At 62.0% G+C, this 12,373-nt stretch carries 8 protein-coding genes; 5 read left to right on the forward strand and 3 right to left on the reverse strand.

Annotated features, from left to right (window positions below):
* Window positions 1-137: 137 nt before the first annotated feature.
* Both ACFFIC_RS21835 and ACFFIC_RS21840 read right to left on the reverse strand, forming a co-directional pair.
* Window positions 138-1,154 carry a DNA cytosine methyltransferase gene (locus tag ACFFIC_RS21835; protein WP_377054293.1) on the reverse strand — a complete coding sequence of 339 codons (1,017 nt, stop codon included), beginning with the start codon at window positions 1,152-1,154 and terminating at the stop codon, window positions 138-140.
* Window positions 1,151-1,642: a very short patch repair endonuclease gene (locus ACFFIC_RS21840; protein WP_377054295.1), complete on the reverse strand. Its 492-nt coding sequence runs from the start codon at window positions 1,640-1,642 to the stop codon at window positions 1,151-1,153. The genes ACFFIC_RS21835 and ACFFIC_RS21840 overlap by 4 nt, the downstream gene beginning before the upstream one ends.
* A 156-nt stretch (window positions 1,643-1,798) precedes the next feature.
* Here ACFFIC_RS21840 and ACFFIC_RS21845 point away from each other — a divergent pair, with 156 nt between their 5' ends.
* From ACFFIC_RS21845 to ACFFIC_RS21865, 5 genes are read left to right on the forward strand one after another with little or no spacing between them, the layout of a single operon-like run.
* Window positions 1,799-4,279, forward strand: a complete 2,481-nt coding sequence (locus ACFFIC_RS21845) for a sigma-70 family RNA polymerase sigma factor (RefSeq protein ID WP_377054297.1) — start codon at window positions 1,799-1,801, stop codon at window positions 4,277-4,279.
* Between the two features lie 50 nt (window positions 4,280-4,329).
* Complete coding sequence (locus ACFFIC_RS21850; RefSeq protein ID WP_377054299.1) at window positions 4,330-5,793, forward strand: ATP-binding protein; 1,464 nt, start codon at window positions 4,330-4,332, stop codon at window positions 5,791-5,793.
* 6 nt (window positions 5,794-5,799) lie between these two features.
* Entirely contained in the window at window positions 5,800-8,649 is a 2,850-nt protein-coding gene (locus ACFFIC_RS21855) for a Z1 domain-containing protein (RefSeq protein ID WP_377054301.1), read from the forward strand.
* Window positions 8,633-9,652, forward strand: coding sequence for a PD-(D/E)XK motif protein (locus ACFFIC_RS21860; RefSeq protein WP_377054303.1), 1,020 nt, complete (start codon window positions 8,633-8,635; stop codon window positions 9,650-9,652). Before ACFFIC_RS21855 ends, ACFFIC_RS21860 begins: the two co-directional genes overlap by 17 nt.
* Complete coding sequence (locus ACFFIC_RS21865; protein ID WP_377054305.1) at window positions 9,649-11,436, forward strand: AIPR family protein; 1,788 nt, start codon at window positions 9,649-9,651, stop codon at window positions 11,434-11,436. The genes ACFFIC_RS21860 and ACFFIC_RS21865 overlap by 4 nt, the downstream gene beginning before the upstream one ends.
* A gap of 459 nt (window positions 11,437-11,895) precedes the next feature.
* Here ACFFIC_RS21865 and ACFFIC_RS21870 read toward each other — a convergent pair whose 3' ends face one another.
* Window positions 11,896-12,336, reverse strand: a complete 441-nt coding sequence (locus tag ACFFIC_RS21870) for a helix-turn-helix domain-containing protein (RefSeq protein ID WP_377054307.1) — start codon at window positions 12,334-12,336, stop codon at window positions 11,896-11,898.
* Window positions 12,337-12,373 lie beyond the last annotated feature (37 nt).

Raw genomic sequence — 12,373 nt, forward strand, 5'->3', positions numbered from 1 at the left:
GGCATGCCGCCAGCTTCGCCTGACGAGTTCGTTCCAGCCAGAGCTGGCCAACGTGACAATGCCGATTGGAAGCATAAAGGATGAAATATACTGTAGAACCGATTTGTACGATGACGCTGAAGACCAGCGAAAGGCTATCAGACCAACTCATGCAACAACTCTCGTTGCTGATTCTCTGTGCTGGCCATCTCGCTGTCGCCATTTTTCAAAAGGGATTTCACGACAGCCTTCATCACTGGCGGCGCCACTCCATTCCCGAGCAGACGGATGCGGTCGCGGCGGTGTCCAATGTTCTCTAGGCTGTAACCGCCCCTAAGCCCCATCGCTCGCATCAATTCTGGGACCTGGAGCATGCGCAGCATCGGCGTGCGCCTTTGCCATGTCACCAAGCCAAAGCGATCAATGGTGGTGACAGTCCGTAAAGGGCGGTTCAGAGGCTGCCAACCGCCGCTAGAATCAGATCCGTAGTAGACGATGAGGAAGGGAGTGCCAGCCGGGAGAGCGGCCATCGCCCTCTCAGCCCGTTCCAGTGTGGCCTGAGCCCTGCCTTCACGCCTCAGCGGTGTGCTTTCCCAAGTCCCAGGAGGATCCAGTACCTCCTCGACAGTTCTCGTCCTGGTCCATGCCGAGGGAAGCACAGCGTCCGGCTGCCTTTCCCGATCAGCCAGGATGAACATCCGCCGTCGATTCTGCGGAACACCGAAAGCCGCAGCATCAAGCACCACAGTGCGGCTCTGGTAACCAAGCTCGTGCAGGCTATTCAAAAGTGGCTGATAGCCTGACCAGTTCCGCATGTGGACGACGTTCTCGACCACTACCCAGCGGGGCTTCAGGTCCTGGGCGAAGTTGATGACGTATCGTGCCGTGGCTCGGCTGGCCTCGTCCTTAGGTCGGCTCCCTCTAGCACAGGTATGGTTGGTGCATTCCGGCGATGCCAACAGCAAGTCGATCCTGCCCAGATCGCCCAGCACCGCGGGGCGGGTATCCTCCTCCAGGCGCAAGTTCTCGGCGCGAGCTCCAGGAAAGTTCCTGCGATACGCCTTGGTAGCGAGGTCCCAGGCGTCCACACCGCAGACAATCTCGGCGCCCGCTTTGAAGGCACCCCAGCTGCTGCCGCCTCCGCCCGCGAAAAGGTCCAGTACTCGTGGCTTCATAAAGTCGTTGTACCAGGTTGCGCGGCTAGCACCAGGCGCTTCGATGCATCCAGGGGTTGTTTTCGCCCGCTCCGTAAAGCCTGGACCACCCGGGCGGCGCAGGCATTAGCATCGGCCTTTACTTCGTGCTCCCAAATGCGGAGTACGCGCCAGCCCTCAGCCCGGAGACGCCGGAAATTTCGAAGGTCCCTCTGGCGGTTAGCCTCGATCTTGGCCTCCCACTTCTCGGAAAGCTTGTCCCTCCAGTCTCGGAACCGCCAGCCGTGCCAGAAGTCTCCGTCCACGAAAACCACCACCCCATGGCGTCGGAAGACGAAATCTGGGCGTCCCGGCAGATCCCTTGCATGCGACTCGTATTGGAAGCGGGTCGGCCTCAGAGCGGCTGCCATGGCAAGCTCGGGACCGGTGTCCTTGCCCCGAATGCGGGCCATCACAGCCGATCGCTTCTCCGGGGACATGATGTCCCCTCGATGTCTTCTGACAGTCATTTCAGGATGATAGGTTTGGGTATGGAGTCTTGCAGGGGGGGGGGTGGTTCTTGGCTCGGCTTCATACCAGAATATGCCGTCTCCCCACTTTTGTTGAACGATTATAGGTGCGATAATGACAAGGCGTAGGGGATAAATCCGTCCAGAACGATCCGGTTGAGCAAAGAAGCCTCTCTCAGCACCCTCTTCCGCCTGACGCTAGCGTCGGGTGTGCCCGCAGCAGTAGCATTCCATCTGAAGCGTGGCGCACCTTTGAACGGCCGGGACGGAAAGGGCCGAAGCCCTCTGATCCTGGCGGCAATGCGTGGACATGCCGAAGTTTGCCGACTGTTGCTTGAGGCTGGCGCCGATACTGCCACTCGAGATGACGCCGACCAAGACGCGCTCACAGCTGCACAGTCCGCCGGGCACTCCCCTGTTGTTGCACTGATCTCAAGGTACCAGAGCGCCAGTGCGGCGAGCATATTTGAACAAGCTCCGCCGTCGGAAATTCGGCGCTGTGAACCATCCCAGGAATGCACTGCAAATCCTGAACTGCCAGACAGCCCTCGGGTCCTTTCGGAAGGCGACCGCCCTTGCTCAGGCAGCAGTCCGGAAGCGGATAATGTGCCTGCTGCTACGCTGCCGGCGCTGGATACCGAGGCTGCAAGTACTGATCCGATAGAGACTATCGAGGAGAACCACACGGCGGAGATCGCCGACGAGTGGATCGTGGATGATGGAGCGCAAACCGCCGCCCCGCCAGCCGAAGAGACGCCCGAAGTGGAGATCGTAGCAAGCCAAGCCACGGTAGCCGCGCCTCCATTCCTGGCCGAGCCATCAAGTGCGGCAGCCGGACCTTCCGCTGCGGATCGGCAGTGGGAACCCGAGCTCGAGCCTCTGCTACTCATTTCAGCGATCGGTGTTGAGAGGGCGGCGGCCGCACTTGATGCTCAGCTGACCAGTCACACCGCGTCCATCCCTGATCAGGACTGGGCCGACACAGACCTGGACCTGCCTGGGGTTGCGCCGACGTGGCTGGCCCTGTTCGCAGAAGGGTTCGATGGGCACCGTGCGGTCGTGCATCTGCTGGAGGCGGCGTTCCGCCATGGATGGGTGCCGGAGGAAGCGCTTGATGATCTAACGGTGCACGCCGCAACACGCGGAAAGGAAGAGGCTGCAACCGTCGCTCTCCGTGCCGCGCTCAGTGACCTTGGCGTGCTGGTCGAGCGGGAACACGCGCTTGATCTATCGCGGGATGCTGATGATGACCCGGCAGCGGGCAGTTCCTTCCTTCACAGATCGGACATTGCCGACACACTCGAACTCCTCGATGGCATGGCTGGAGCCCTTCCTGACGCGGAGAGCCTGCTACTGGAGGAGGCGTCGCGCGCACGCATCCCCTCCGCCTCCGAGGAGGTGCGCCTGTTCCGGGAATTGGCGTCGGCTCGTCGGGATATGCTGAAGCTGGCAGCTCCTTGCGCCTCTACCCCGGCTACCCTGCAGTCCTGGGCCGACCGGCTGGATGCCGGCCTTCTCGTGCCAAGGGAAGTTTCGGACGTCGACTGGACTGCAGTCGAGGAGGACGTTGACGATTCCTCGAATCAATTCAGGGAGGAGGACAGTTCTGCGGCTAAGGAGCTGGCGGCTCGCCTGAGGGAAGCTGCCCAGAGAGATGTGGATGCGGGCGATATCGTGCGGAGCTTGTCGGCGATGGCGCTGACAACCCGCCGCCTACTAGAGCTGGCCGAAGGCGCTCTTCCTAAAGGAAGACGATCTGCACCCCGACGCCGCAAAGAGCCGAACTGCATTGGGGAGAACACGCCGCAGGGGCTCCACCTGCTGCGCCGTGTCACCGCGAGCCTCCAGGCATCCGGATCCGAGACCACGATAGAATCGGCACTGGAACGATACCTTGTTCTGAGAGAGATGATCGTCAAGGCGAACCTGCGTCGTATCGTCTGGCACGCGCGACGATACGCACGCCCTGCGGTGCCTTTCCTCGATCTCGTTCAGGAGGGCCAGATCGCCCTACTCAGGGCGATCGACAAGTATGATGTCGAGCGCGGACTGCGCTTCGGTACCTACGCAACGTGGTGGATCCGACAGTCGATGAGCCGTTGTACGCAGGACACTGGCCGAACAGTCCGCGTCCCCGTCCACCTGCTGGAGCGTATGGCCAAGACAAGGCGGCACGCCGATGCTTTCAGGGTTAAACACGGCTTCGAGCCATCGGTTCTCGATCTCGCGCAGGTGACGGAATTGGATGTGCGGGCAGTGGAGCGGGCTCTCGCTGCTGAGCGTGAGATCATGCCCTTGGAGGAGGCTGCAGGTCTGTCCGCCGTGGCGGATCAGGAGCTGGGTTTGACCAGGGAAGCCTGCGTTCCGGAACTTATTGATACTGAGACACCTCTTGCGACCGTTCTTCAAAACGATTTGAGACTTGCCTTGCTTGAGGCATTGCAGAAGCTTGACCAGCGAGCAGCACGCATCCTGGACCTGCGCTTCGGCATCACTGATGGCCATCCTCTCACGCTGGAGGAGGTAGGGCAGTCGTACCGGGTGACCCGCGAACGGATTCGGCAGATCGAGGCGAAGGCACTCGATCGGCTGCCCCGGCACCTTCCCTCGCGCCACTTCGAGAGCATGGTCCCATGACAGGGCAGCTAGGCCAGAGAAGGATCGCCGCTCCACCGCGGGCTACGGCGATGATCGAGGCCTTGCGAGGCTTGGGCTACTCAACTTCGACGGCGTTGGCGGACCTAGTAGACAACAGCGTAGCTGCGGGCGCTTCGCAGGTGGACGTGTCCTTCACGTGGGCGGGCGCCGCATCACGCGTGATCATAGTCGACAATGGCAGCGGAATGACGGCTGACCAGCTCGAGAAGGCCATGCGTCTCGGTGATCGAAGCCCGCTCGAGCCGCGGCTGCCGGGCGACCTGGGGCGGTTCGGCCTCGGGCTGAAGACCGCGTCCTTCTCGCAGTGCCGGCGACTGACCGTCGTGTCCCGCAAGCATGGGACAACGGCGTGCCTGCGATGGGACCTTGATGAAATTGCGGCGGCGGGAGGACGGGACTGGGAGCTGCTCGAAGGCCCGGCGCCCGGTTCCGAGGACCTGCTGACGCTTCTGGCTTCCACCGGCCACGGCACGCTTGTCGCCTGGGAAGTCCTCGACCGCCTGCTGACTCCCGGCTTCCGCGAGCAGGACCTGCTCGACCTCATCGACCGGGTCGAGCGCCATCTGTCCATGGTCTTCCACCTCTACATGGAGGGGCCTCGGCCACGTCTTCGCATCACGCTGAACGGGAGCCGCGTGAAGCCGTGGGATCCCTTCATGACGGACCATCGCGATACTTGGTCATCTCCCGAGGAACGCTTCCCCAGCTCTTCCGGTTCTGTAACTGTCCAGGCCCATGTCCTGCCCCACAAGGATCGGCTGGATGCATGCTCCTACGAAGATGCTGCCGGTCCTGACGGATGGACTGCACAGCAGGGATTCTATGTCTACAGACAGGGACGCCTTCTTCTGGGAGGATCCTGGTTGGGGCTCGGACGCGGGCGGTCGTGGACGAAGGAGGAGGCTCATCGGCTCGCACGCATCCGCGTGGAGATCGGGAATGCCTCTGATGCTGCATGGAAGATCGACATCCGGAAGTCGACTGCACGACTTCCGGTCGAAGTTCGATCGAAGCTGACCACCCTCGCCGAGGATACGCGAAACCGCGCACGTCGCGTCTTCGCGTGGCGCGGTAAGATTCTCACCGGTCGGGTGAGTGGACAGCCGGTTGTCCAGGCCTGGGCGGCGATACACAATTCCGACGGCGTCCGGTACCGGATCGATGAGCATCATCCCGTCGTGGCGGCGGTCCTCCAGCAGGCCGGTGAGCTTGTTCCTCTTGTGCGCGCCATGCTCCGTGTCGTGGAGGAGACGGTGCCGGTTCAGCGCATCTGGCTGGACACCGCGGAGGCTAAGGAGACGCCCCGTACCGGCTTCACAGCTGGTCCGCCAGCCGAGCTCCACCAAGTGCTGGATGTCATGTACCGGAACCTCGTCCGTCGGCGTGGACTGACGTCTTCCGAGGCCAGACAGCGTCTCCTTCTGGCAGAGCCCTTCGACGCGTACCCCGATGTTGTTGCCGCTCTTCCCGACCTCCCTCCGATCGAGACCTGAACCGCCATGGACGCAGTACCGGAAAGCCATGCCCAGAAGGTGGTGAAGTTCGTACAGGAGCTTCTGCTCGACGAACCTGACAGAAGCCGTATCGGCCCGACGCTGATTGGCGAGCAGATCGATGTGGTGCTGCGAATGAAGCCGGCTTGGGGAGAGGGGCTCGACCGGGCTGCCATAACGGAGGAACTCGTCCGCCGCTTCAGCATGTGGATCGGGCGTGACGGAGCCCTGAAGGATGAGGCCGGACATGTCGCTTGGCTTGATGCAGAGAGGAAGCACGAATGGCGCCTGTGGCGGCGCTATCGCGAGTGGCTCGAAAGAGATCTTCCTTCGGAAGCGCTTGATGCTCTCGACCGATCCACCGACGGCATTCTCGGTTTGCTGGAGGATCCGCAGAGATCAGGCGACTGGGATCGTCGAGGCTTGGTGGTGGGGCATGTGCAGTCGGGGAAGACCGCCAACTACACCGGCCTGATCTGCAAGGCGGCGGACGCCGGCTACAAGATCATCATCGTCCTTGCCGGACTGCACAACAATCTCAGGTCCCAGACGCAGATGCGGCTGGACGAAGGCTTCCTCGGTTATGCGACGGCACCATCGCCTGGCGATACAACGACGATTGGTGTCGGAGAGATCGACGGCGATCCATCCATCCGTCCCAATTACGTGACCAACCGCACGGACAAGGGTGACTTCTCGACACGGCTGGCCGGCAACCTCGGCATCAGTCCCGAGCAGCGGCCGTGGCTCTTCGTCGTGAAGAAGAACAAGACCGTCCTGACCCGTCTCCTGTCCTGGGTCCAGAATCATGCCGCCGACAGTCGGGACCAAGAGACCGGGCGGAGACTCGTCACGAAGCTGCCGCTGCTGCTGCTGGATGATGAAGCGGACCATGCGTCGGTGGATACTGGTGAGCAGGTGTTCGACGAGCAGGGACGTCCGGACGAGGAACACTCGCCGACCGTCATCAATCGCCTTGTCCGGCGCCTGCTCCACTCCTTCACCCGGGCGGCCTATGTCGGCTACACGGCAACGCCGTTCGCCAACATCTTCATCCACGATCGCGGCCACACGCGTGAGGAGGGTCCGGACCTCTTCCCGAGTTCGTTCATCGTTAATCTCGCGGCCCCGTCGAACTACGTCGGTCCGGCGAAGATCTTCGGCCTTCGTGGAGCCACGGGCCGCGAGGGAGGCCTCCCCCTCGCCCATGAAGTCTCCGATTATCAGGGCCAAGCAGAAGGCTCCGGCTGGATGCCGCAAGGCCACAAGAGCCACCACCGGCCGAGTGCCGACGAATTGCCTGGATCGCTGCACGAGGCCATCCTGTCCTTCCTGCTCGCCTGCGCCGCCAGAAAGGTCCGCGGGCAGGGCCAACGTCACAGCTCGATGCTCATTCACGTCACTCGCTTCACTGCCGTCCAGGCCGAGGTTCATCGGCAGGTCACGGAGATTGTTCGGGGCATCTCCCAGCGCCTTCGGCGGGGGATCGGCAGCGAGAAGCTGTTCGCGGATTTCCACGCGCTCTGGAACAAGGACTTCGTGCCCGTCACGGCGATGATTGCCGAACGTGGCGACGATCCATCGATCGGCCCCTTGGCATGGGAAGCAATAGCTGCCGTCCTCCCGGATGTGGTCGCCGACGTGGACGTCCGGATGATCAACGGCACGGCGAAGGATGCCCTGGACTACGCCGACAATGCTGGTCGAGGCCTGAAGGTCATTGCCATCGGAGGTGACAAGCTGGCCCGCGGCCTCACCCTGGAAGGTCTCTGCACGAGCTACTTCCTGCGTGCCTCGCGGATGTACGATACGTTGATGCAGATGGGGCGCTGGTTCGGCTACCGGCCTGGATACCTCGACCTTTGTCGGCTCTACACGACACCCGAGCTCATCGAATGGTTCCGCCATATCGCCGACGCGTCAGAGGAACTCCGGGAGGAGTTCGACATGATGCAGGCCAGCGGCGGCACTCCGAAGGACTACGGCCTCAAGGTCCAATCGCACTCGGTGCTGATGGTGACATCACGGCTCAAGATGCGTGCGGCCAAGACAATGATGCTGTCCTTCAGTGGACAGGTTGTGGAGACGGTCGCCTTCCATCGCGACCCGGCGATCCTCGGCTCCAACCTCAAGGCGCTCCGATCGCTTGTGGAGGTGATGGGAAGTCCGACCGAGATGTCGCCGATCCGGCGCACGAGACCGGACACCCGGCAAGAATGGGAAGGTGCGCTCTGGGATGCCGTGCCCGCGCAGCGGATCGTCACCTTCCTTGCCAACTACAGGACCCATCCCGAGGCCCACAAGACGAGTGCCGCCCACCTTGCCGAGTTCATCGACTCAATGGCGCGCACCGGTGAACTGACGTCGTGGACCGTTGCGATACTCGGCGGCGGCAGTCGCCGCACCATCGATCTGGAATCTGGCGTGGTGGTCAAGATGCCGGAACGCAAGGAGCGCACCTCGACCCAGGACCGCTTTTCGATCGGCCGGCTCCTGGCGCCGCGCGACGAGGCGATCGATCTTGAGGCGGATGCATGGACCGCTTCCCTTGCGCTGACTCGGGAGATGTGGCGTGCGGATCCGGCGCGCTCGCAAGGCCAGGAGCCTGATACACCAAGCGGTGTCGCGATCAGGCGCATCAGAGGTTTCGGTGCAGCCGGCGTCACGGCCCGGCCGGACAAGGGGCTGATGCTCCTCTACGTGCTCGACCCGCTGCTGACGCAGGCAGGCCTTTCCGAGGATGTGGAAGGCGTGGTCGGGCTCGGCATGAGCTTTCCTGGCAGCCGCTCGGGCGTGAAGGTGGCCTACGTGGCAAACAACGTGCTCTGGGAGCAGGACTATGGCTCTTCCGAGTGACCCGCTTCGGCTGGCTGAAGCTTGGCGGGCACTGGCCGGTCTCGATGGCGAGGCAGGATGGCGCAGCACCTATCTCGCCACCATTGGGTCCTGCCGGATCATGGCGGCGCGGCACATGCCGGATGATCGTGAGGGGCTGCTACTGGGCTTCCAGGACGTCAGGCCACCCTCGCCGTCCGAAATGCCTGCAGGACGGGGCTTCCACGTCGAGATCGTGCGCGAGCCCGCACTGCCACGCCTCATACTGATTGCCCTTGCACGGCAGCCAGGGGCGCCGCTCGACCTCTTCGGGGCGATGGCCCAGGATCTCCTGTCCGTGATCCGCTCGGAAGAGGGCACGCGAGGTGCACAGGTCGTCATGGCCTGCGTGGTCGCAAGAATACGGGCTTGGCAGGATTTCATGCTGAAGGACCGTAGTGGCGTCCTGAGCAAGGAGGACGAGATCGGCCTGCATGGAGAGCTGCACGTCCTGACCAAGCTGGCCGTAGATCTCCAGGATCCCATGGCGGCCGTGACCGCCTGGGAAGGTCCCATGCGAGGTCTGCACGACTTCGTACTCAAGATTGGAGCGATCGAGGTCAAGTCCTCGGTCGCGGTCACCGGCTTCAGGGCGACCATCTCGTCATTGGACCAGCTCGACCAAGCAGTAAGGTCGCCCCTGCACCTCGCGGCGGTCCGCCTGAGGGATGATCCCGTGGGCCTGTCGCTGCCGGAGCAGGTGGCTGCGACACGCGCAGTGCTGTCTGGATCTCTCGAGGCGTTATCTGCCTTTTCCCACAGACTACTTCATTATGGATTCATCGAGGCGATGGCATCGCACTACACGCGTCGTCTGAAGCTCGATGACGTGCGCCTCTTCAAGGTCGCTGATGGCTTTCCGGCCTTGACTGTTAGAGCGGTGCCGCGAGGCGTCATCTCGGCTTCCTATGTCATTGATCTCGATGTTTCCGGTCTCACCGCCGTCACCCTCTCCGATGTTCTGCAGGATGCAAGTTGGCCATGACGCTTGACGAATTCCTTGGTCAGCTCCAGGCCGACATCCGCGAGCGGATGGAGAGCGGTGACGCACCGCCCTACAGCGAGATGGTCTTCGCTGAGCATGTCATGGACCACATGGCCGAGATCGGCATGACGTCGGATCCTGTCACCTGCCACTACGATGCAATGGTTGATCGGACAAAACTGAGGCTGAGCGGCTATGCAGTTAGCAGGGACGACGAGCAGCTCGATCTTTTCGTGAGCCTCTACTCCGGCAGTGAGAAGCCGCTACCGATCCCTGACAACGAGACAACCCAGGCTGCCACTCGCTGCCTCGCGTTCCTGACGAAATGCGCAGAAGGCCGTCTGGCCTCGCGCATAGACGCAGCCAATGACGCCCATGAGCTGGCGCAGATTATCGAGATGATCTTCCCGAAGCTCGACCACATTACGGTGCACGTTCTGACGGATCGTGTTGCCAAGTCAAAGAGCTTCAAGAGCAGGGAGGTTAATGGGAAGACCGTCCGCCTTGAGGTCATGGATGTTGAGCGGCTGTACCGGCATCTTTCGGAGGGAAAGCCACGGGACGAGATGATCCTGGATTTCAAGACCTTGTCCGGTTCGCCTCTGCCTTGCGTCCTTCTCCCGGGTGAGGACACCGTCTACAGCACTGCCTTGGCTGCCATTCCGGGTGAGGCGCTACGACTGACATACGAGAAATTCGGTGCCCGCTTGCTCGAAGCCAATGTGCGCTCCTTCCTGAGCGCCACGAACAAGGTGAACCGCGGTATCCGTGATACCCTGAGGTCGGCACCGGAGCATTTCGTCGCCTTCAATAACGGCATTGTCGTGATAGCGGATGCCGCGGGCTACGAGGTGACGCCGGAGGGTGGACCAGGCATCGCATGGCTTCGAGGGGTGCAGATCGTCAACGGTGGCCAGACCACGGCATCCATCTATTTCACGAAGAAGAAGACGCCGGACGTCGACCTTCGTCGTGTTCGGGTTCCAGCGAAGATCATCATCGTCGGTAGCGAGGACGAGCAGGGTGATAGTGCTAGGGAGGTTCTTGTCGCGAACGTCTCCAGGTTTGCCAACAGCCAGAGTGCGGTGAAGGTTTCGGACCTGTCAGCGAACCGCCCCTTCCATCGAGACCTCGAACGACTGACGCAGGCAACCTACTGCCCGGACGGTGTGACCAGATGGTTCTACGAGCGTGCAGCGGGTAGCTACAACGTAATGCTGTCCCGCAAGGGTGACACTCCGCCTCGGCTTAAGAAGCTGAAGGTGGAGTTCCCGCCAACGTACAAGGTCAACAAGACAGAGCTCGCCAAGTGCCTGATGGCATGGGCAGGCTATCCGGACATCGCCAGTCAGGGCCTGCAGAAGAACTTCGAGAGGTTCAGTGCGCTGCTCGACGAGGAGGAGGGTGCGAGACGATGGCCACTGGTGAACGCGGCCGACATGAAGCGAATTATCGCACAGGTCATCATTTTCAGGGCCGTGCAGAAGGTGGTTCGCCCACTGCTGCCGGCTTTCCAGGCCAATGTCATCGCCTATACCGTCGCGTTGATGGGGCAGCGCCTGAAGGACAAGATGGATCTCGACCGTATCTGGGCGGATCAAGTTCTCCCACCTCAATTGATAGCGTTGGTCGCTGAGTGGGCACGGCATGTGGACAAGGCGCTGCATGAATCGGCAGCAGGCCGGATGGTTTCGGAGCGGGCGAAGAGGCCCGAGTGCTGGGAGCAACTCCGGTCCATCACCATGCCGATGCCGCAGGAGGAAGTGAGAGCACAAAGCGCCTGATGAACGTGGCGAGCGTTGGAGCCCGTTTTGCTTTGTTGAAAGGCTCAGCACTTTCGGCGAGGTGCATGAGGTTGCCATCTCCAAGCCCGCCACGATTTCGCCGATCTCACATGAGCGTTGGGCCCTTTCTAAAGCTGCAGGTCAGACGAGCCCCAACACCAAGCGAGGCTCGCCGACGTCGTTAGGCTGGCTGCACAGCCCGGAGTCTAGCCTCCTCGAAGGCAGCTGCCGCGGCGTTGAAGGCGATAGCGGGCCCAGCCAGCGGTCTGACCATCATGATCGACGGCTTCCCCATACGGGCCCAGTAATCGCCCTCCATGACTGCGAGCCATCCCGACGCGCCCTGGGCCGCCAATGCGCGTTCTGCGGTTGCTACCTCCTCTCCCGACGGGTCACTGTGACGTCCTAGGGTCACGTGACGGCCATCCGTACCCAACACTATCCAGCGGCGCTCGCGGCTCATACTGCTTCGACCTCCAGCGCGATGTCTTCGGACGACAGCAAGATGTTGCGTCGGATGTCCACGACGTTTGGGGCGCATCCGCTCAAGGTAGGCCATCTCTCTTTGGCCCATGCAACCGCCTCGTCAGACGTTCGAAACCACTTCCTTTGCAAGGCTGCCGCCCGATTACCCTCGCTGACGCCAATGGAGTCTGGATTCCAGAATAACTGCACCCCTCCGCGGAGCCTCACGCCCGGAGTGTCACCACCCGTGAACTCTACTCCTGCAGCCTCAAGGGCGGCCTGCATGGCATCCAGACTGGCGCGCGTCGGAGCCCGTCGGCCAGCCTCGAAGTCCTTCACTGTGCTGAGCGACACGCATGCAGCCTCGGCTGCCTGGGCCTGCGTCCAATCCAGGAGTGCGCGGCCTGCGCGGATCTGTTCGGGCATCGCTTCCATGGTCGAGACGCCAACTCCAGCTAATTTAGTTGGCTTA

The organism is Muricoccus vinaceus (genome assembly GCF_042433125.1).
Taxonomy (GTDB): domain Bacteria; phylum Pseudomonadota; class Alphaproteobacteria; order Acetobacterales; family Acetobacteraceae; genus Roseomonas; species Roseomonas vinacea.

Excerpts from the sequence above, each read along its gene's own strand:
- ACFFIC_RS21855 (WP_377054301.1), top strand. The coding sequence starts at position 5,800 with ATGGACGCAGTACCGGAAAGCCATGCCCAGAAGGTGGTGAAGTTCGTA.
- ACFFIC_RS21870 (WP_377054307.1), bottom strand. The coding sequence starts at position 12,336 with ATGGAAGCGATGCCCGAACAGATCCGCGCAGGCCGCGCACTCCTGGAT.
- ACFFIC_RS21840 (WP_377054295.1), bottom strand. The coding sequence starts at position 1,642 with ATGACTGTCAGAAGACATCGAGGGGACATCATGTCCCCGGAGAAGCGA.
- ACFFIC_RS21860 (WP_377054303.1), top strand. The coding sequence starts at position 8,633 with ATGGCTCTTCCGAGTGACCCGCTTCGGCTGGCTGAAGCTTGGCGGGCA.
- ACFFIC_RS21850 (WP_377054299.1), top strand. The coding sequence starts at position 4,330 with ATGATCGAGGCCTTGCGAGGCTTGGGCTACTCAACTTCGACGGCGTTG.
- ACFFIC_RS21865 (WP_377054305.1), top strand. The coding sequence starts at position 9,649 with ATGACGCTTGACGAATTCCTTGGTCAGCTCCAGGCCGACATCCGCGAG.
- ACFFIC_RS21835 (WP_377054293.1), bottom strand. The coding sequence starts at position 1,154 with ATGAAGCCACGAGTACTGGACCTTTTCGCGGGCGGAGGCGGCAGCAGC.